The organism is Thalassotalea psychrophila (genome assembly GCF_031583595.1).
GTDB classification, from domain to species: Bacteria; Pseudomonadota; Gammaproteobacteria; order Enterobacterales; family Alteromonadaceae; genus Thalassotalea_A; species Thalassotalea_A psychrophila.
Genome location: NZ_CP134145.1, coordinates 611,016 through 631,607, shown reverse-complemented (window position 1 = coordinate 631,607; position 20,592 = coordinate 611,016). Strand labels below are relative to the sequence as shown.

Here is a 20,592-nt window from a genome sequence, read left to right as displayed (position 1 = left end):
AAGTTTAAAGTTTTATAAAAAAATATAGTGTTATTAATAATATAGCATAACAAAGAATAAACTTTTTTTATTGTCTATACTGAGCTTATTCGTAATAAAAATAATTTAAAATGTTAAGTCTTTACCCTAAATTTCGATTCGTATTACTGCTATTTTTTATTTTTGCCATGCATTTCACCTTAATCACTCCGGGTGGCTCTGGCTTATATTTACCTTTTAATGTTATGAGCTGGATAGTTGTATCTATTATAATTGCCGTTGGGCTTTGGCAAATCACTGTAACTAAAACATTATATTTTCATAAATTGCATCTGTTTCTGGCTATTGGCTTTACGCTATTGCTTGTCCCTATGTGGTACGGTGGTGATTTTACTGATTATGCAATACCACGCTTACTCGGTCTGCTCACTGGATTGATATTTTTGTTTTCCATAAACCAATTTCAATTAAATAAAAGCCAAAATAATGACATTCTCTATTTGATACTAATTGGTATCTCAATATCAGCAACTGTTAGTTTATTTCAGTTCTATTTTGTTAGTGAGCCCGACTTTTGGCCTGGTTATACTCCGGGTTCGACTAGGCCTATAGGCTTATTCTTACAACCTAATGTTATAGCGAGCTTTTTGGCTACAGGATTACTTTTAGCATTATATTTATTTACAACGGTTGAAGACAACGAACATAAAAAATGGCACAAACCACTATTATTTTTCACCTTGTTTTCAGCAGCTTTATTACTTGTGCTTTTACAGTCTCGAGTTGGATTTTTAGGAGCAATAATCGCGTTGGCTTTAATGCTGCCATTTGTATTAAAACAAAATATGAAAAAAACATTCCTCGCACTATTAATTATTATCAGTGGCATTAGTTCAGCATTTCTATCAACAGCGTTCATTGAAACGCCTAACAGAGGTAGCGAGGTTTATAAAGATGCTGGCGCGCGATCTGACATGTATCGCGTATCTACTCACATGATTTATGACCGGCCTTTAACTGGGTTTGGGTATGGTGATTTTGAAAGAAACTATAGAGAGTTTCACTTAGCAATTATGCAAATAAACCCTGATTTAAAAATGCCATTAGATAATTTAGATCATCCCCACAATGAAATATTACTATGGGGGGTCGAAGGTGGAATTTTACCGATATTAGGATTATTGGTTTTCGCCTTGGGGTACTTTTATTTGTTTGCCAATACCAATGCGAGAAAAGCATTTGCTTATATTGCATTGCTCACACCAATATTGCTGCATACTCAAACCGAGTACCCATTTTATCACTCAGTTCCACACTGGGTGGTGTTTCTGTTGATAATTAATTTTACCCAACAAGGCTTAACGTCATTTTCAATAAAGCCATTACCGCAGACATTTTTGGTTAAATTTATTGCGATTATAAACTTAGTGATCATCATCCCATTTATGCTGACCACATTTCATACTGGTTATTTATTAAAAGAGTACGCTAAGTCTGATCCCCATGATGAAGCTTTCATTAAAAGGATAATAAATCCGCTGCCTTGGAAAGCACTAACTGAGCGAGTGACTTATAATCATAGATTAGAGGTTGGTTTTGCTAATCAAGATGCTAAAGCACTAGTTGATTATATCGAATGGGGCAGAAGGTCTGTAGAACTAACACCAAGGGAGAAGGTTTTTCAAAATATGATCACTGCAATTCAAACGTTACATAATATTGGAGAGCCTATTGATGAGAAAATATCAATATCATTAATATTAGATGCTGAGAAAATATATCCTGAAAGAAAGGTTTGGGGCTTGGATGCAGTTAAAAAAGTTGAAGTTGCAACTGAACAAGATCAAAAAAGCCTACAGAAGTAGGCTTTTGATTCATATTCTGAGTTGTTAAATTAACAATTATCTAAATCAGAGGTCACAACAGGTCGATCTTGAACATTCTGTGGTTCACCATAGATTACTTCACAAGTTTCAGTAGCATCTTCATGTGTGAAAACCCAAGTAGAACCAGCTGCAGATTGAGATACTCCACTGTCAGTACTTAAGTCGATGGCAGAGCCGATACCTGCGGCATCTGCTGTCGGCCAGCCATTATCAATAGAAATAGATGTACCTTCAAGATATGTTGTAGAGTCGTTATCGGCAGTTTGACCAGTAATGAGAGCTTTAGCATGAACAATATCTGCAGCAGAGTTTACTGAACCTTGGACACCTTTCATAACAGATGTACGCGCATCACCTGTCAAGTCTAAAAACTTAGGTGCAGCAGTTGCGGCTAGAATACCTAAAATTACAATTACGATTACTAATTCGATTAGTGTAAAACCTTTATTGTTGTTCATTCTGAACCCCTTGATAAATATTTAAATTCGTTGTTAATTAATTTGATTCTGGCATTGTAAATTAAAAGTAAACAATAAGTTGTATCCATTTGTAACGATTGAGTAACAGCTCGTTTTCTACCTAGATTCTATTAATTTTGGTTTATATTGATTACCACTGAGCTTGTTGCTGGTTGGTAAGAGAAATTATTGCCAACATTTTCATCAGCAGGTGCAGTATAGGCATCATCAACTTTTGCTAGAGTACCTTTTAAAAAATATACGCAAGAGCTCATTGGGCCAGCACCGCTTATTGTCGCGAAATATTTATAGCTATCAGTATCAACACCATTTAATTCACCTAGATCACTAGTAAGTAATGGAGGTTGTTGCAAGATATTGTTCCAAATATCTACACAATCTGCCAACTCTAATGAGTCATTTCCGTTTTCAATGCCTATTGGATAACCTGGACGAACGCCATTGTTCTGGTTTTCAGTAGTAAGAATTAAATCACTTCCGTCATAGTTAACAACATTATATTGGCCATCGTTGGTTCGCCCTTCAGCTTCCCATTGTGCACGCGCGAGCGACACACCAGTAGCAAAGCCACCAGCCATACCTTCAATGTTTGCTTGTTGAGCTTGCTCAGTTAAGTCAATGAATTTAGGTATCGCGGTTACGGCTAATAAGCCAAGTAATACCACAACGATAACCAGTTCGATTAAGGTGAAACCTTTATTTAATTTTAGTTTGTTGTTTTTCATAATTCCCTCAAACTGTGTTTATAATTCTAACTGTAATAGAGATTGAGTTTAAATCAACTGAAATCTCAATAACTTGCTAATTTTTATTAGTTATTTTGCCATTAGAGCTATTGTATTCAATATACATTCGCTCAGTTAATTGATAACGGCAAATACGTGCCTTTTGCTTAGTATTGTTCTTTAGTTCAACAGCAAATAGCGGTTTATTTAACACTTTCATTTCAGCACCAGTAACTCTTTGCCAAATTCGTTCACAAGCGTCATGATTAAGAACTAAATCTGGCCAGCCAAATTCATTTAAATTAAATACCTTCGATTCAAACTGTTCGTCAGAACTGGGTAATCGCTGTTTAATCGTAACGCTATCAGGTTTACCTTCCATAAACCATTGCGAATGAATTAATAGTACTTTACTGGTAAAGTCCGCAGCCGAAGCCGCCATACTGGTTTTATATAAGTCTTCTTCATTTTTATTAAAATAGCTTAAAAATGTCGCCATCAGCACTAAAATAATAACCACGATAAGTAATATTTTTATCTGGCTAACATTACGTATTGCCATAATTACCCTTGCACTGCAGAGTACATATCCCACATAGGCGTAAATATACCAAGAGCAAGTATTAACACTAAACCGGCCATAAAACTGATTAAAATAGGTTCTATTCTGTCGGTTAAAGTTTTTAAATCATAATCGACTTCACGTTCATAGTACTCAGCAACTTCTTCAAGTAGTTCATCTATTTTACCGGTTTCTTCACCCACTGAGATCATTTGCAAAACTAACGGAGTAAAAAGCTCACTGGCTTTAGCTGTACGCAACAACGTGTCGCCGGTTTCTACCCGTTGACGCATTTTCCTAACCTTATCGGTCATAAAGCTGTTACCTATAGCATCTGCGCTTAAGCTTAACCCTGTGGTAATTGGGATCCCAGCTTTTAGTACGATTGAAAAGCTATGAGAAAATCTTGCGAGCAAAGAACGTTCAATAATTTCTCCAACAAGAGGAATACTTAATTTACGTTTATCCCAACTATATAAACCTTCTTCAGTTGCCACATAGCGCTTAAATGAGAAAATACTTGCAAACAGAATGGCTAAAATTAGCCACCAATAATTGGTGAAAAAATTCGAACTGGCAATCAGCCATTGTGTTGTTATTGGTAGCTCAGTTTGGAATTGCTTGAACATGTCAGCAAAAATTGGAATAACCCAAATATTTAAAATAAACATAGCAATAACTATGGCGATAATAACAAAGCTAGGATATCGCATTGCTTGTTTTATATTTTTTTTGGTTTCTTCTTCGCGTTCTAAATATTGGGCCAGTTTGGCAAATGACTCATCAAGTTGACCTGTATTTTCACCAACATGCACAACCGACACCATTAACTTACCAAACACCTGTGGATAGTTCGCCATTGATGAAGATAAACTAAAACCTTTTTCTAATTTCTCATGGATGGCAAATAACACATCCTGCAAAGCTTTAGATTTAGTCGTTTCAGCTAATCCCCGCATTGCGCTTAATATTGGTACGCCTGACCGCATTAACGCATACATTTGCCGACAAAACATGATCATATCTATAGGTGATACTTTTTTTGAGACTAACAAACTCGACAAATTAATGTTTGTTGTTGAAGACTCATTTGTTGCCGCTTTAATTGTGATGGGAATAATACTTTGCTTACTTAACTGTTCAGCCACAGCGGTGCTCGAGCTCGCATCAATTGCGCCCGAAACCTGCTTGCCGTGACTACTTCGGCCAATGTAATGAAATACTGCCATTATTTACTCATTATCCTGAGTTGAGGTTAGTTTAATTAATATCTATCACTTCAGTTAAACGTAAAACTTCATCTACTGTAGTTACACCTTGCATGGCATAATCGTATGCTGCTACAGCCAAAGGACGATAACCTTTACTTTGTTTTGCTACGCGGCTAAATTCTACTGTATCTTCATTTTTCAATGCGTTCATCATTGGAGTGTCTAGCTCTAAAAGTTCAAACACACCAACTCGCCCTCGATAACCACTATAGTTACAAGACTGACACCCACTGCCTTTGTGAAATTGAACACTTGGCTTGTTACCAGTTAAATTCTCAAGCCAGATACTTTCCTGCGGCTCTAATTCATGTTCGATGGTACAACTTGGACAAATTCTACGAACTAGTCTTTGTGCAACGATTGCTCGCAGCGCACTACTTACTAAAAATCCTGGTGCGCCCATATCAATTAACCGAATTGCCGAGGTAATTGCATCATTAGTGTGTAAGGTGGAAAGTACCATATGACCGGTTAACGCTCCACGCATACCAATATCGACAGTTTCAGAGTCTCGCATTTCTCCAACCATTAATACATCAGGATCTTGGCGAAGTGCTGTTCTTAATACTCGGGCAAAGCTCAAATCAATTTTATCGCTTACTTGCACCTGATTAATCCGTGGCAAACGATATTCAACCGGATCTTCTACGGTAATAATTTTGGTTTCAGGCTTGTTTAACTCGGCTAGTGCTGCATAAAGAGTTGTGGTTTTACCACTACCTGTAGGGCCCGTAACTAATACCATGCCATTTGAACGGGTTATTTGTAACCTTAATCGTTTAATCAAATCATCAGGTAAACCAGTTTGTTCCAGCCTAATAATACCGCCGGTTTGATCAAGCAAACGCATAACTACGGATTCACCAAATTGCACCGGCATGGTCGACATACGCACGTCTATTTCATGACCCTTAATACGCAAATGAAAACGCCCATCTTGTGGTAAACGTTTTTCAGAAATATCTAGGCTGGCCATCAGCTTTAGCTTCAGCACTAAAGCATTGGCTATTTTTGCTTGGTTAATAATACTTTCTTGTAAAATACCATCAACGCGCTGTCGTATTCGCAAGCGATCTTTCTCTGGTTCAATATGAACGTCTGAGGCTCGCATTTGCACAGCATCTTCAAAAACCGATTGTAAAAGTTTATCAACAGTTGCATCACTGCCTTCACTCTCTGCGCCAAAATCAACTTCTTTGGCATCAACATATTCTTCTTCAAGCTGACTGGCAAAAGATTCTATTTCAGCAGTACGTCTGTATAAATTATCAAAGGCACTAAATATTTGCGATTCTGCAACAGCGGCAAGTTTTAGCTCTCTTGGCGCTAGATAAATTTCTAATTGATCTAGCGCGTTGAGATCCGCAGGGTCGCTCATTCCTAATAAAACTGTATCGTCATCATATTCAAGCACCAAAGTTCTTAGACGACGAGCATGCACTTCAGGCAATAGGTCAACTACATTAGGAGCAATAAAGCGCTGGGTAATATCAATAAACGGCAAACTCATTTGTTTAGCTAAAAATTGCAATAATTGCCTTTCACTAATAAAACCTAATTCAATTAATGAATCACCCAATTTACGATGAGTGGTATTTTGTAGTTGCAGCGCATGAGAAAGTTGATCATCGGAGATGATATTCTCTTCAACTAATAAGTCGCCCAAACGTAATTTTAATTTAGGTGTTGCCATTATTAACCCTCCAACTCGGCAAGTCGTTGCCTAGCAAACTGTAATGAATTATTTGAAAGCAGGCCTAAAGCAATTGCTTTTTGATAAGCCGATGTAGCGGGTTGGTATTGTTCATTACTGTCATAAGATATCGCTAACGCCAGCCACCAACGACTTTGCTCAGGGCGCATTACCAAAAGTTTATTGTAGGCATTAATAGCCGCTACATGGTGATCACTTTGTGACGCCATAGATGCCAATGCCAGCTGATATTCTAAAAGTTTACTGGTAGATAACTCACTTAATACTTTAAATGCTTTTTCATTGTTACCTTCAAAGGAATAAATGCGCGCTAGCATTAAGCGAAAGTCTTCATTCTTAGGTAATAGCAATACACCTTGTGCTAATAAGTTCTTTGCCGGTTTATACGTCTTACGTCCAAACCATAACGCGGCTAATTCTTTGCGAGCTTCAATATAGTAAGGCTGTAAAATAATAGCTTCCTCTAGCAATGCTTCAGCTTTTTTTAACTGACCATTTTGTAAAGCTCGTTTGGCAATATTTAACTTTTTAATCGCTAGCTGTTCTGGTGTTAAATCAACTTTAGAGATCACTAGAGATGACTTTTTATCTGCATTATTTACTGGCTTTACCGAGGAATCTTCTGTTGGCAAGCTAGTCATATCAACAGGTAACGCTGTTACTACTGAAGGCTCTGATTTTGCTAAAACAACATTTGCAACAGGCTCTATTTTCTCAGACTCAGTCGATTTTACATTTACATATTCGTTGCTAGAAATTTCACTCGTATTATTTTCTTTCTGACTCAGCATTTCAGCATTATCTGTTGCAGACACAACAACCTTAGGTTTAATCGTTTGTGGTTCAACCTTTAACGGCTCAGCAGCTGCTGTTTTTTCGACAAAAATAGGAGTTGAAGATACTTTGTTTACATTGGCATATAAGAAATACATAGCCGCTATACAGACACTCGCAGTAATTAATATTGCGATAATAATAGAATTGAAATTTTTGTTCGTGGCAGTTGCTGTCGAGCGACTTTGATATTGCCCATTAGCAATTGCTTGCTCATCTGCCTTACGCTTATCTAGGTCTTTAAGCATTTCATTAATTACGCTCATAATAAAACCTCAAAATAAACCATACTCATCATTGTAATTATTGCCGATCCACTTACCAATAAGGGCCAACCAAAACGGCGGGATTCTTGTACCGATTCAGTATCTTTAATTGCTAAAGCTACATCTTTTGCCGATGCAACATATTTACCTTGGCCATAACAAAGCATCAAAATTTTATGGCAAAGTACATTCACTAACCTTGGCGTACCACAGCTTACTTTTGCAATATGTTTGTATAATGATTCTGAAAACAAACTTTGTCCTTTATAACCAGCAACTCGTAGTCGATGTTCGATGTAATGCTGTACTTCATTACGACTCATTGTTCTTAATTTATATGCAAAAGTGATGCGTTGTTTAAGCTGTCTAAATTTATTCTCATTTAAGCGTTGGTCTAACTCAGGCTGAGCAAATAATACTACTTGTAATAATTTACGTGTTTCTGTTTCTAAGTTAGTAAATAATCTTAATGCTTCTAAGCTTTCTTCCGGTAACGCTTGTGCTTCATCAAGAATTAACACAACCGAATGACCACTACTATGAAGCTCTAATAGCCTTTTTTGAATGCGTTCGCTCAACAAGTTTACGTTCATCCGTTGAGCTTGCTTAATACCTAATTCAGTTGCTAAAGCACGTCGTAACTCATCCGGTTTCAAATATGGATTGGGAATATAAGCAGTTACAAAATGTTCAGGTATATCATTTAATAATTTACGACAAATTAATGTTTTCCCGGTACCAACTTCACCGATAACCTTGATAAAACCTTCACCATTTTTTAGCGCAACCAATAAAACATCAAGGGCTTCATCATGTGGTTGAAGCCCTAAGTAAAAATTGGTGTTGGGAGTCAGAGTAAAAGGTAACTCTGACATGCCATAATGGTACAAATACATTGTTTACTCGCTTTCAGGAAACCATTTTTGTAACAATGAACGCGCTTCTTTGATTTGATCTTGCCATGTTTCTTTGCCAATCACGACAGGCTTCAACAGGATCACTAACTCTTTTTTGACAATTGATTCGCTACGATTGGTAAATAACTCACCTAAAAATGGAATATCACCTAAATAAGGTGTTTTCGATTCAATCTCAGACTTGCTCGATTCAATTAATCCACCTAAAACAATAACTTCACCAGATTTAGCCTTAACGATAGTGTCAGACTCTCTTACCCTAGATTTTGCTAAAGGTAGTGAAATGTCTTCTTGGTTAAAGGTTAAGCTCTTAAGTTGCTCGGTAGTCACCGTTACTGAAGGGTGAACATGTAAAATCACTTCACCTGATTCATTAATTTGTGGGGTTACGTCCAAAGCAATACCAGAAAAGAAAGGCGTTAACTCGATTTCAGGAGTTACTGTTGTGGCGTTACCAGTAATAGTTGTACTTGATACCTCAGTGACAAAGTACTCATCTTCGCCGACTTTGATTACCGCTTTTTGATTATTAGTTGCAGTTACTCTTGGGCTCGACAGTACCTGTACTTTACCTTGGGTAGACAACAAAGTTATTAAGCCTGAAAAGTCGGTGCCCGATAAAGCTAAACTACCACCGCCACCAATAACAGAGGAAATACCATTGCCAGCAATGTTGCCGGTGCTAGTAAAACCAACATTACCACTATCAACATCACCAATTGCAGCCCAAGATATACCTTGTTGGTAATCATCATTGAGGGTAACTTCTAAAATTTTCGCTTCAATAATAACTTGTCTGCGCAGGTGCTGTTGCGACTGTTCAATAAAGCTTTCTAAAGCTTTAATTTCATTAGGCAAGGCTTTTACCGTAATTAAACCCGCTTGTGGCGATACTATTACGGTACGTCCATCTTCAGTACCGATTAAAGCTTGCAGTGTTTCTTCTAACTCTAACCAGTAATCGGATTCGTTTTCTGTATAAATATTGATGCCGCTGCGTTGGCCCTGGCTATTGCCTTGACTGTTGCCATTTGAAGAGCTGTTACTATTAGATGAGCCGTTATTATTTGAACCATTGTTTCCGTTTTGGCTATTGCTACCTGAATTTGGATCGTTACTTGAAACACCACCCGAGTTAATACTGGTAGTAGATAATCCCGAACGTTTTAAAAATAGATAATCGAGGGCAATGGTTTGAGTGCGCATGCCAGCTGGATATACTTGAATTATTCTATTAGTTTTCTTTATATCAAAACCATAAATATCTTGAACAATATCTAAAATCTCAGATAGTGTTACTTCAGTTAAATTTAAGGTTATTTCACCTTCAACATCAGGGTGTATGGCTATTGAGTAATCACTATCACTAACTATTGCTGAAAAGAAGTCTTTTGCCGGAATTTGATTAGCAGCGATATCCATACGTTTTTCAATCATCAATGAATCACGAGCAGCAGCCAACCCCTGTTGCATAATATCTTGTTGAACAGCCAACGGAACTTGCGAAAGAGGCTTTGTTGTTGCCGGTTTATTACTTTTTATTGAATCATCAAGTACATCTTTGGGCTCTTCTTGCTTCACTTTTTCTTTGGGCTGTTCGGCAGTGGAAGAACAACCCGACAAGGTTATTGCCGTGGTACAGATTAAACTTAACAACAAATGCTTTTTCATATTATTTCTACTTATTTGGTCAAAGCGTTAGTAAACAAGACTAGCTCTATCGTTTCTGAAGAACTTTGTAATACTACTTTTTGTTTTTCTATTTTAATAACTTTAAATTCATCAAGGCTATCACCTACAACCATAATTTTTTTGTTTATAATGGCTTTGCGTGAGTTGCCTGAACTTATAATCGAATACAATTTCAAGTTTTGCTTTACAGATTCTCTATCTGTAATAGATTTTGAAAATGGTTTTGTTGGATCAAGTTGTTCAGCATTAATATTTAAAGAGAACAAAGTGAGCAAAGTTAAAAGGAAAATTTTAAACACCAATAAACTCCTTCCTTGTACTTAAGCTGTACATTTCTATATTCAATGTAGCTGAAGGATATTCGTCAACGATATAATCAAATTCATGCCAATAAAAAGACCATGAAAGTTGCTCTACATTTTTCAAATAATCGCGTAGTTGAAAATAGTTACCTTGCAGACTGATTCGAATAGTATGACGATATAAATCAATTGTCTTAGAAGAACTTTCGGGTAATGCTTTTTCCGTGCTAAGTTCATCTTTTATCAGAGGCTCTGGCGCCATCGCGCTAAATGAAATTAACTTAACCCCTGGTGACAATTTAAGCATATCTTGCAACGCCTTACGCATTTTGCTTGGTGAAATAAGTTCATCAGTCAACGAGAGCAGTTCATTGTCTATATCGTCTAATTTACTACGATATTGAGCTATTTTTTTATCGAGTTCTTTATTAGGATCGTTGGCTAATTTAACTTGTGCTTTAGCCGATTCTAGGGTTACTTTACTATTTTGGCTTTTAAGTTGGGCGATTGAGTTACTTGTTCGTTTGCTTTTACTTTGTGCGCTTTCAAAAGCAAACGCATTAAATAATAAAAAGAAAACAACAACACCCGCGAGTAAGATAATATATTGCTCGCGTACACTTAACTTAGAAAATTTTTCTGAAAATACAAACCATTGTTTTTGCATTATTTATTCTCCATATCTTGAGCAAGAGTAGAGCTGACTGCAAAGGATGTATCACCATCTTCATTAACATTTAAATTAAATTCAGAAAAACGTTTGCCGGCCATAAAAACAGAGTCTTTAAACCCTGATAGCCAAAGAGGAACTGAATCAGCATTGCGAGCAAGGCCATGCATGCTAATGCTATCTTCGATAATATTTACTGACTTCAAGCTAACCTCGCGGTTATGATATTCTGCTATTTCAGTCATAATATCGGCAAAGCCACTTAGTCTAATTTGAGTTTGGTCAGTAAGTTGTCGGTGTAATACCTGTTTATTTTGAAAAATAAATTTAAGTCGTGATAAGCGGTTTACTTTTCTAGGGTCAACTACTCGAGAGCTTAATATGTCTTCGTACTGTTCCAATTGATTAGACAATTGCACATTTTTCTTTTTTAGAGCGCTATGTTGCTGATTTAATGTTGAGTAATTTACATTAAAGTATGCAGTTATAAGTATGCATATCAGCAAGAAAACTGCCCATACTCGTACTACATTAGTTAATGTTAACCACGTTTGAACTGCAACTAATTCATCTCTTAATAAATTAATACGAGCCTTAGTCATTTTCGGCTCCTTTTCTTTCAAACTCGATTAAACCGCCTACACTAGCAGCACAATTACGCATTTGTTCAAACGGTGACGGTAAATCTAATTTTGAAACTTGCGCATTAGTGTTTTTATCTAAATTTTCAATGATAAAATTTTCATGTTTCACTGGCAGTAATACTTTAATTTCACTAACCGGAGTTTGCTTAAGTATACGTTCAAAGTAATCCATCGACTTTTGTACTTCTAAACTTAACGAATCGCAAATGCCTTTACTAAGTTGTTCAGTTGAATAACCACCAACATCACTAAAACCTCTTAATCGTCTAGAAAAGTATATTTGGCCTTCTTTGACAATAATAAGAAAAACTTCTTCGAACGGTTGCTGGCATATAATTAAAGTAGAGTGTTTTCTGTGTGATAGTAGATTTGCAAATGCAAATTCATCGGTAATAATTCCTTCAAGATCAACTTGGTAGCGTTTAAAACTATCCGTATATTTTTTTAAACTGGTTAAATGGCTGCACACCACATTAATTTTTTGTGTGCCAGAAACAATTACCGGAGAATCGTAATAGTCGGCGATCATTTCATCGGGATCTATTGGAACAATATCTTTAACAAGCCATTTTATTGCAGAAGGAATTTCATTATCTGGCAAGTCAGGTTTATTTATTTGCACATTGTAGTAATGACTAGCTGAAAGAACTAGGTGGCCAGAGCCTTGAAAATTATGGCTAGAAAGCAAATCATCAAGCCAATCACCAGCACTTTCGCTGGTTTCGGTAAAATATTCACCGGCTTGTATATCAGTGTCTTCGCCTTTATCTAAGGCGTACGAACCTGCCTGGCTTCTTAGAGCTATACCAAATTTACTGTCTACAGACTTTTTATTAAAAAGTGTTTTTAATCCATTTAACATCTTATTTTTATTACCTTTACTAGGGCAAAGAAGTCATAATGCGTAAAGCACCACTACCCAAGCCTTAAACCATTATCGCCTATTTGCTCTTTGGTGCAAGATATTTATTATATTATCAATATATGAAGAAAATCAGTAATTTGCCATGTTTGGAACAATTAGATGAATTTAAGTCCAGTAAATCAACTTTTTCACTCGAGCTTTAATGAACATAAGGTTGAAGTTTTCATTAAACGTGATGATTTAATTCATCCAATAGTATCTGGTAATAAATGGCGAAAACTAAAATACAACTTACTTTCGGCTAAAGAACTAGGTTATCAACAAATCCTTAGTTTTGGCGGTGCTTTTTCAAATCATATTCACGCATTAGCCTTTGCTTGCTCTCAACATAACTTACAAAGCATTGGTATTATTCGAGGTGAAGAGCAGTATCAGCACAATTTCACTTTAAGTTGGGCAAAGCACTGGGGGATGGAGTTAGAGTTTGTTGACCGACAGACATATAAACAGCGCAATAATGCTGATTTTATTGAAGAGCTGCAATATCAATATCCTAATGCATTTATTGTTCCTGAAGGTGGAAGTAATCAATTAGCTCTAGCGGGTATGAGCGAAGTAATCACAGAATTAAATGATCAAATTGCTTATGATTATTTATTAACCCCAGTTGGCAGTGGCGGCACTCTTGCAGGATTAGTTAAAGCCGATAACAACCAACATAAAATACTGGGAGTAGCCGTTTTAAAACAACAAGGTTATTTAACTGAAGAAGTTAATACATTACTCAAAGACTCAGCTAAGAGCTGTAACAATTGGCAAGTATTAAACCAATTCCATCGTGGTGGTTACGGTAAGTACAAAGCTGAAGATGCCGCACGAATTTTGCAATTTAGCCAAACTACAGGCGTGCCCTTTGAGCCTGTTTATTCAGGTAAAATGATTTTAGCTTTACTCGATTTATTGGAACAAGGTTATTTCGAGGCCGGTGCTAAGATAATGCTTTTACACACTGGAGGATTACAAGGCCTTGGCGGCATGGCCGAACGAGGTTTAATAAGCCCCGCTGATTGGCCGGTACCAGAACGTGCTCCAACCAGAAGTAGATAAAAACAAAACAAGAAAAATTACACCGTCATTCCGCAATGCTGTTGTGCGGAACCTCCTCCAGTTTAAAGGTGGTTTTATTAATGGCTCATTATGAATTTAGGAGATCCCACCCAAAAGCACGGTGGGATGACGGTGCTCTTTTACATAGAAAGTGTTTTAGTTTCTATTAACCTCATTTCTGAACTACAACATTCCAGATAATGAGTTAATCAAACCAACGCGCAGTGGTGGCTCTGCTTCTGCAAATTCTAAGTTAGCCTTATTAGCAAGTGACACTATTCGTGTTTGATACTTCTTACGATCAACCACTTCAGAACTGGTTTGAGTTTTAGATCCTGACTCACCTTGTTTTAACACTGCTTTTTCTGATTGATTGACTCTGACTCCATCTTTTACTTTTTCAGAGATTTGAATGTCAGTGATCATAGTAAATAAATTATCATCAACCATAGCATCAAAAATAACACCTAAACCTGCGCCGGCAACACCTGCGGCAACTTGACCACTACCGCCACCAAATTGCGCACCTGCTGCAGCACCAGCAATTGCTGAGCCAAAACTACCAAACGAGTCTCCTGCGCGTAAATCAGTTCGTCCTACTTGTAATACATTAACTTGTAACCAGTAATGAGCTATATCTGGATTATCAATAACTTGATAGCCTTTCGCGGCAATTGCTGCTCTTACTTCATTTTCATAAGTTAAACCTGGTTTATCTGAAGTATTTCTTAACTGTAAGAAAACTGTACGTTTTTCTGGCGGAACAGGATCAAGCCATACAGTAGAGGACATTTTTGTTTGCACATCTAAATTACGTTTTTTAATTGAGGTGTGTAAAGCACCACAGCCGACAAGCGACAAGGTAAAAAATACGACAAATAAGCCGGTAAAGTATCTGTTAAATTTTTTCATAAACAATCCTTATGTGGGCTAACTGCCCGCTCTTTTATAATATACCTGACATCGATTGAATTAAACCTTCAAGCAACTGCTGTTCAGCTTCTTCAAACGTTAAATTCACCTGATTCGCAGTAGACGTAATACGGGTTTGATATTTTTTTCTATCAACTATTTCTACGCTTTCTTGAGTTTGTTTACCTGAATCGCCTTGTTTAAGGGTTGCATCATTGGTTTCGGTTATATCAACGCCTAGTTTAGCTTTCTCTGATATTTGTAAATCGGTGATCATCACATAAACAATATCATCTACCATGGCATCGGTAATAATACCTATAAGCCCACCAACTACGGTTGCAGCTATCGCGCCATCACCATCTCCAAACAAAGAACCAATTTTGGCACCTTGAATGGCAGCACCATAGCCTTGATCAGTTTTGCCATTTATCGTTCGTAAGTCAGATTTACCAACTTGTAATATATTAGCTTGTATCCAAAAGTGAGCTTTTTCAGGATCTTCTACAATAGTATAGCCCTTAGCTTTAATAGCTTCAGCTACAGGGGTTTGATAATCTAAGCTTTGTTTATCTGATGTATTGCGCAGCTGTAAGAAAACTGTTCTTTTTTCTTTCGTTACAGGATCTAAAACTATTGTTGATGACATTTTAGTTTCAACCGCCAAGTCTTTCTTTTTAACCGACGTACTTAAAGCACTGCAACCTGTCAAAACAAGTAACAATGATAAAAATATTATAGTTATTAGCCCTTTAGAACGAACCACTAAAACTCCCGACAATGTTTAATATTTAAATAATAAAGTATATGAGAAAGAAAGTGTCTGTTTTTTATAAAATAAATTGTAAACAATAATGGCAAAGCAGTATTAATAATGAATTAATTTAATTATTAAGTGCCCATTTATGCAATTTAAGATGACCAAAGAGGCACATTTATATACTATTAGCGTAATAAATCAGTATTTGAGAAATAACATGAAACGATTGAAGTCGGCCAGTTTAATTACCGCGATAAAAACACCTTATAACCAAGACGGTAATATTGATATTGCTACTTATGATAAATTAGTAGAACAACAAATATCAGCAGGTGTAGACGGCATAGTTGTTGGTGGTACCACAGGTGAAGGTCATCTACTTAACTGGGAAGAGCACCTAATGCTAATTGGTCACAGTGCCAACAAGTTTAGTGACAGATTAATTATTGTTGGTAACACTGGTAGTAATAATACCCGCGAAGCAGTTAATGCCACAGAGAAAGGCTTTGCTTTGGGAATGGATGCTGCTTTGCAAATCAATCCATACTATGGCCGAACTTCAAAAGCAGGCGTTATTGACCACTTTACTCGTGTTCTTGCCGTTGGTCCTGCATTTATCTATAACGTCCCCGGCAGAACAGGCCAAGACCTAACGCCTGATATTATCGAACCTTTAGCTAGCCATGAAAACTTCATTGGCGTTAAAGAGTGTGGCGGTAATGAGCGTATTAGCTTCTATGAAAAGCAAGGTATTGCTTGTTGGTCAGGTAATGATGATGAATGCTTTGATGGACGTCATCAATTTGGCTCGCACGGTGTAATTTCAGTGACTTCTAATATTATTCCAGGGCTAATGCGCACCTTAATGGATAAGAACGATGCTGCGCTTAATAATGAATTGCAAGATTTGATGAAATGGTTATTCTGTGAGCCAAATCCGATAGCTATAAACACAGCATTAATGATGACCAATGCAGTTGATAAGATTTTCCGCGTTCCATATCACGCATTAAATTTAGAACAACGTCAACAAGGCTATGAGCTAATGTCTAAATTAGATATCAACGATATTGTTGGTGATAGTGTGTCTTTGCTCGATGACAGTGACTTTATTTATAAAATATAGCTAAATGTGGTTTGCATTGATTCATCCATGTCTTTACAAACCTAAAACCATCCATAGTGGTTTGCATTGATTCATCCATGTCTTTACAAACCTAAAACCATCCATGGTGGTTTGCATTGATTCATCCATGAATCAAAAAAAAAGCACCGCAAGCGGTGCTTTTTTGATCATTGTAATAAATTACAATTAAGCTTCAGCGATAACAACAACGTTGATAGTTGTGTCTACGTCTGCGTGAAGGTGAATAACGATTTCGTTAGTACCAGTTTCACGGATTGAACCTAAAGGAAGACGAACTTCTGCTTTAGCAACTTCAACACCAGCTTCAGTAATTGCAGCAGCAATATCGTTAGTACCGATAGAACCAAACAATTTACCTTCGTCACCAGCTTTAGAAGCAATAGTAACTTCAGCTAGTTCTACTAATTTAGCAGCACGAGCTTCAGCAGTAGCTAGAACTCCAGCTAATTTAGCTTCTAGTTCAGCACGACGAGTTTCGAAGTGTTCAACATTTGCTTTTGATGCTATAACTGCTTTACCTTGAGGTAATAAGTAGTTACGAGCATAACCAGACTTAACTGTTACCTGATCACCCAGGCCGCCTAACTTGGCAATTTTATCAAGAAGAATTACTTGCATTTTAATAGCCCCTTTAGGTTACTTGTGTAGATCAGTATATGGTAACAAAGATAAGTAACGAGCACGCTTGATCGCACGACCAAGTTGACGTTGATACTTAGCTGATGTACCAGTGATACGGCTAGGAACGATTTTACCACTTTCAGTGATATAGTTTTTTAACGTTGCGATATCTTTGTAATCGATCTCAGCAACGCCCTCTGCAGTAAAACGGCAGAATTTACGACGTCTAAAAAAACGTGACATGGATTTCTCCTAATATATGGTGTTACTTTTTTAGCACAAAAACGCGCTAATATATGTATTCACCTATTTAATCATTTCAATTTGCGATGCATGTAACACTAAAATTGGATTACCATTTCTAGTTTCGTGACGGTTAATAAAACCACTCACTTTTACGTTACTGCCCGCTATTAATTCACGAGATATTTTTTGTGACCATTGTCCTGTTGCCACTACTTGCATTCTTACGAATACTTGGCGGTTTAGTCCATCTTCAGCTTGCACAGAGCGATGCTCTAATGAAAACTTAATATGGGCAATCCCCGCGGGGCTAACTGATACATCCGGAGCCTTAACTACCGAACCTACCAATTCAAGGCAATTTTCAGTCACTAAAATTACTATTCTGCGCTTGCAGCTTCTTCAGCAACTGGTGCTGGTGCAGCTGGAGCTTCTTTAGTAACTTCTCTTTTCTCGCGGCGGTCATCGCGACGGTCATCTTTAGCAGCAGCCATAGGTGATGCTTCAGTTACCGCGCCTTTAGTGCGCATGATCATGTTACGAATAACAACATCGTTATAACGGAAAGAAGTTTCTAACTCATCAATAACTGACTGAGGCGCTTCAATGTTCAAAAGAACATAGTGTGCTTTGTGCAGTTTGTTGATTGGGTATGCTAATTGGCGACGGCCCCAGTCTTCTAGACGGTGGATTTTGCCTTCAGCAGTAGTGATCATGTCTGAGTAACGTTGGATCATACCAGTTACTTGTTCACTCTGATCAGGGTGAACCATAAATACGATTTCGTAATGACGCATTACGAGCTCCTTACGGTTGTAGCCTCATAATCTGGCTCAGCCAACACCAGTTGAGGCAAGGAACAAAAAAGTTCAGGCTGAATTAAGGACGCGTATTGTAGGGAAAATAAGCAATTAAAGCAAGCATCTTCGCTGGTTAGCCTTAATTTAGCTGAAAAGCCGCTGCTAAATACAATTAATTACAAACATGGTGACAATAATCACAACTTCACAAACCATATAACCTTATGATTAATAGACAATAAAAGTCTAATTTCGTTTTCTATGTTTACATTTATATGCAACACTGCTGCGCCTAAAAATTTCTTCCTATTCAGCATTCTATTGTTCAGCAATTTTGCCGCTTATGCCGAAGTCACTTATCAGCCGAATTTTAATGGTACAGAAATCGATGAGTTTATCGATGTTGTAGGTAAAAACTTGCAAAAAACGATGATCATTGACCCAAAAGTGAAAGGCTTAATAAATGTGCGCAGCTATCAAAGCCTAAACAAAGAGCAGTACTATCAGTTTTTTCTAAACGTGCTTAATGTCTATGGCTATGCCGCGGTTTCAGAAGGCGACGTTATTAAAGTATTACCGAATAATTCTGCTAAAAAAACTAACGTTAGTATCAGTGACAACAGTAGTCCAGGTATAGGCGATGAAATTGTTCATAGAATTGTAAAAGTAGAAAACATTACAGTACGAGAGTTAGCGCCGTTACTGCGACAATTAAACGATCAATCAGGTAACGGTAATGTCGTAAGTTATGATCCGGCAAACGTCGTGGTGTTAACCGGTAGTGCCAGTTCAGTTCAACAGTTAACAAAGTTAATTGAAAACATCGATAAATTTGGTGTTACTGGAACAGAAATAATCCAGTTGGCACACGCATCGGCTAGTGAGTTAGTAGTAATTATTGAAACCACATTGATGAGCCAAAGTAAAAAAGGCAACAATGCACTGCTAAACACCAAGATTGTCGCTGATAATCGCAGTAACGCAATCGTTGTTTCGGGACCAGAGAAAAACAGAGTCGCAATTACAAAACTGATAAATCAGTTAGATACAAAGCTCAAACTGGCAGGAAATACCAGAATTTATTATCTAAAATATGCAAACGCTGAAGAACTTGTGGAAATTTTACAAGGTGTTAGTAACTCAAGCACCCAAACAACCAGCGACAAGCTAGCCAAAGCTAACATAAATATTGATGCTCACCCTGATACTAATGCCTTAATTATCACCGCCAAACAGTCGTTATTTCCGGCGCTTGAAACGGTAATTCGTAAATTAGATATTCGTCGGGCGCAAGTGTTGGTAGAAGCAATAATAGTTGAAATTTTGGAAACCGATGGCATGGACTTAGGGGTGCAATGGTATGGCGAGAATGCAGGATTAGTACAATTTAATAATGCCCAAATCCCAATCGGTTCATTACTGCAAGCAAAAAACAGCGATCAAGATGAAGTATCACACACAACAGAAGATGACGCTCTAACGCAAATGTTAAGTGGCGCGAAAGGTGCCATAGTTGGTATCGGTAACGATGATTGGGGCGCGCTATTACAAGCAGTAGCGGTAAATACTAATTCTAATATTTTAGCCACGCCAAGTATTACCACCGTAGACAATGAAGAAGCATCGTTCTTAGTTGGTCAAGAGATCCCAATTATTACCGGCTCGACTGCAGGAGATAACAACTCTAACCCTTTTCAAACTGTTGAACGCCAAGAGGTAGGTATTAAACTCACGGTAACTCCACAAATTAACGAAGGTACAGCAGTACAGTTAATTATTGCCCAAGAAGTGTCATCGGTTAGTGGTACATCAGGAGTCGATGTAAGTTTAAATAAACGCACTATCAACACTACAGTGTTAGCCGAAGATGGCGACACCATAGTACTTGGAGGTTTAATCGATGAAGACGTGCAAGAGGTAGAGCAAAAGGTACCTTTTTTAGGTGATATTCCTTATTTGGGTCGACTATTCAGCTCAACCAGTACAACAGTAAGGAAGCGTAATTTAATGGTGTTTATCAAACCGACAATTTTACGTCTAGCCAGTGATGCTGATTATATGAGCCAGCTGAAATATCACAGTATCAGAAACAAGAGCCTGGAACGAAGAGATAAAGGTCTAAACTTAATGCCAGAAGAAAACATACCTGTATTGCCACAAATCGAAGTAAGTGATTAATAGTAAAGTTATCAAATA

22 protein-coding genes are annotated in these 20,592 nt (G+C 37.3%); 4 read left to right on the top strand and 18 right to left on the bottom strand.

Going from position 1 to position 20,592, the window contains the following annotated elements:
- Positions 1-110: 110 nt before the first annotated feature.
- Positions 111-1,844, top strand: coding sequence for a PglL family O-oligosaccharyltransferase (locus RGQ13_RS02705; RefSeq protein ID WP_348392019.1), 1,734 nt, complete (start codon positions 111-113; stop codon positions 1,842-1,844).
- A 29-nt stretch (positions 1,845-1,873) separates the two neighbouring features.
- Here the strand turns inward: RGQ13_RS02705 and RGQ13_RS02700 are convergent, their stop codons facing one another.
- The 12 genes from RGQ13_RS02700 to RGQ13_RS02645 form a co-directional block, all read right to left on the bottom strand.
- Positions 1,874-2,323, bottom strand: coding sequence for a type II secretion system protein (locus tag RGQ13_RS02700; protein ID WP_348392018.1), 450 nt, complete (start codon positions 2,321-2,323; stop codon positions 1,874-1,876).
- A gap of 131 nt (positions 2,324-2,454) precedes the next feature.
- The gene (locus tag RGQ13_RS02695; protein WP_348392017.1) at positions 2,455-3,069 is read right to left on the bottom strand and encodes a prepilin-type N-terminal cleavage/methylation domain-containing protein; all 615 of its coding nucleotides are present in this window, start codon (positions 3,067-3,069) and stop codon (positions 2,455-2,457) included.
- Between the two features lie 76 nt (positions 3,070-3,145).
- Entirely contained in the window at positions 3,146-3,631 is a 486-nt protein-coding gene (locus tag RGQ13_RS02690) for a hypothetical protein (RefSeq protein ID WP_348392016.1), read from the bottom strand.
- A 2-nt stretch (positions 3,632-3,633) separates the two neighbouring features.
- Positions 3,634-4,860: a type II secretion system F family protein gene (locus RGQ13_RS02685; protein WP_348392015.1), complete on the bottom strand. Its 1,227-nt coding sequence runs from the start codon at positions 4,858-4,860 to the stop codon at positions 3,634-3,636.
- 31 nt (positions 4,861-4,891) lie between these two features.
- The gene (locus RGQ13_RS02680) at positions 4,892-6,595 is read right to left on the bottom strand and encodes a GspE/PulE family protein (RefSeq protein WP_348392014.1); all 1,704 of its coding nucleotides are present in this window, start codon (positions 6,593-6,595) and stop codon (positions 4,892-4,894) included.
- 2 nt (positions 6,596-6,597) lie between these two features.
- Positions 6,598-7,716 carry a tetratricopeptide repeat protein gene (locus RGQ13_RS02675; protein WP_348392013.1) on the bottom strand — a complete coding sequence of 373 codons (1,119 nt, stop codon included), beginning with the start codon at positions 7,714-7,716 and terminating at the stop codon, positions 6,598-6,600.
- A complete protein-coding gene (locus RGQ13_RS02670; RefSeq protein WP_348392012.1) occupies positions 7,713-8,612 on the bottom strand; it encodes an ExeA family protein in 900 nt (299 codons plus the stop codon). The genes RGQ13_RS02675 and RGQ13_RS02670 overlap by 4 nt, the downstream gene beginning before the upstream one ends.
- A 3-nt stretch (positions 8,613-8,615) precedes the next feature.
- Positions 8,616-10,304 (bottom strand): pilus (MSHA type) biogenesis protein MshL, encoded by a 1,689-nt coding sequence (gene mshL / locus RGQ13_RS02665; RefSeq protein WP_348392011.1) that lies wholly within the window; start codon positions 10,302-10,304, stop codon positions 8,616-8,618.
- A gap of 11 nt (positions 10,305-10,315) precedes the next feature.
- Positions 10,316-10,624 carry an MSHA biogenesis protein MshK gene (locus RGQ13_RS02660; protein WP_348392010.1) on the bottom strand — a complete coding sequence of 103 codons (309 nt, stop codon included), beginning with the start codon at positions 10,622-10,624 and terminating at the stop codon, positions 10,316-10,318.
- Entirely contained in the window at positions 10,617-11,294 is a 678-nt protein-coding gene (locus tag RGQ13_RS02655) for a hypothetical protein (protein ID WP_348392009.1), read from the bottom strand. The genes RGQ13_RS02660 and RGQ13_RS02655 overlap by 8 nt, the downstream gene beginning before the upstream one ends.
- The gene (locus RGQ13_RS02650) at positions 11,294-11,899 is read right to left on the bottom strand and encodes a hypothetical protein (RefSeq protein WP_348392008.1); all 606 of its coding nucleotides are present in this window, start codon (positions 11,897-11,899) and stop codon (positions 11,294-11,296) included. The genes RGQ13_RS02655 and RGQ13_RS02650 overlap by 1 nt, the downstream gene beginning before the upstream one ends.
- Positions 11,892-12,803 carry a hypothetical protein gene (locus RGQ13_RS02645; protein WP_348392007.1) on the bottom strand — a complete coding sequence of 304 codons (912 nt, stop codon included), beginning with the start codon at positions 12,801-12,803 and terminating at the stop codon, positions 11,892-11,894. Before RGQ13_RS02645 ends, RGQ13_RS02650 begins: the two co-directional genes overlap by 8 nt.
- A 162-nt stretch (positions 12,804-12,965) precedes the next feature.
- On the opposite strand from RGQ13_RS02645, the gene RGQ13_RS02640 reads away from it, so the two are divergent.
- A complete protein-coding gene (locus RGQ13_RS02640) occupies positions 12,966-13,913 on the top strand; it encodes a 1-aminocyclopropane-1-carboxylate deaminase/D-cysteine desulfhydrase (protein ID WP_348392006.1) in 948 nt (315 codons plus the stop codon).
- Between the two features lie 183 nt (positions 13,914-14,096).
- Here RGQ13_RS02640 and RGQ13_RS02635 read toward each other — a convergent pair whose 3' ends face one another.
- On the bottom strand, positions 14,097-14,825 hold the full coding sequence (locus tag RGQ13_RS02635; RefSeq protein ID WP_348392005.1) for a complement resistance protein TraT: 729 nt from the start codon (positions 14,823-14,825) through the stop codon (positions 14,097-14,099).
- A gap of 34 nt (positions 14,826-14,859) precedes the next feature.
- Positions 14,860-15,591, bottom strand: coding sequence for a complement resistance protein TraT (locus tag RGQ13_RS02630; RefSeq protein WP_348392004.1), 732 nt, complete (start codon positions 15,589-15,591; stop codon positions 14,860-14,862).
- A 211-nt stretch (positions 15,592-15,802) separates the two neighbouring features.
- Between RGQ13_RS02630 and dapA the strand changes: the two genes are divergently transcribed.
- Positions 15,803-16,711: a 4-hydroxy-tetrahydrodipicolinate synthase gene (gene dapA, locus RGQ13_RS02625; protein ID WP_348392003.1), complete on the top strand. Its 909-nt coding sequence runs from the start codon at positions 15,803-15,805 to the stop codon at positions 16,709-16,711.
- A 186-nt stretch (positions 16,712-16,897) separates the two neighbouring features.
- Here dapA and rplI read toward each other — a convergent pair whose 3' ends face one another.
- From rplI to rpsF, 4 genes are all read right to left on the bottom strand, one after another.
- Positions 16,898-17,350, bottom strand: coding sequence for a 50S ribosomal protein L9 (gene rplI / locus RGQ13_RS02620; RefSeq protein WP_348392002.1), 453 nt, complete (start codon positions 17,348-17,350; stop codon positions 16,898-16,900).
- Between the two features lie 18 nt (positions 17,351-17,368).
- A complete protein-coding gene (gene rpsR / locus RGQ13_RS02615) occupies positions 17,369-17,596 on the bottom strand; it encodes a 30S ribosomal protein S18 (RefSeq protein ID WP_348392001.1) in 228 nt (75 codons plus the stop codon).
- 63 nt (positions 17,597-17,659) lie between these two features.
- Positions 17,660-17,968 (bottom strand): primosomal replication protein N, encoded by a 309-nt coding sequence (gene priB, locus RGQ13_RS02610; RefSeq protein ID WP_348392000.1) that lies wholly within the window; start codon positions 17,966-17,968, stop codon positions 17,660-17,662.
- A gap of 8 nt (positions 17,969-17,976) precedes the next feature.
- Complete coding sequence (gene rpsF / locus RGQ13_RS02605) at positions 17,977-18,393, bottom strand: 30S ribosomal protein S6 (RefSeq protein WP_348391999.1); 417 nt, start codon at positions 18,391-18,393, stop codon at positions 17,977-17,979.
- Between the two features lie 324 nt (positions 18,394-18,717).
- Between rpsF and gspD the strand changes: the two genes are divergently transcribed.
- Complete coding sequence (gene gspD / locus RGQ13_RS02600; RefSeq protein ID WP_348391998.1) at positions 18,718-20,574, top strand: type II secretion system secretin GspD; 1,857 nt, start codon at positions 18,718-18,720, stop codon at positions 20,572-20,574.
- Positions 20,575-20,592 lie beyond the last annotated feature (18 nt).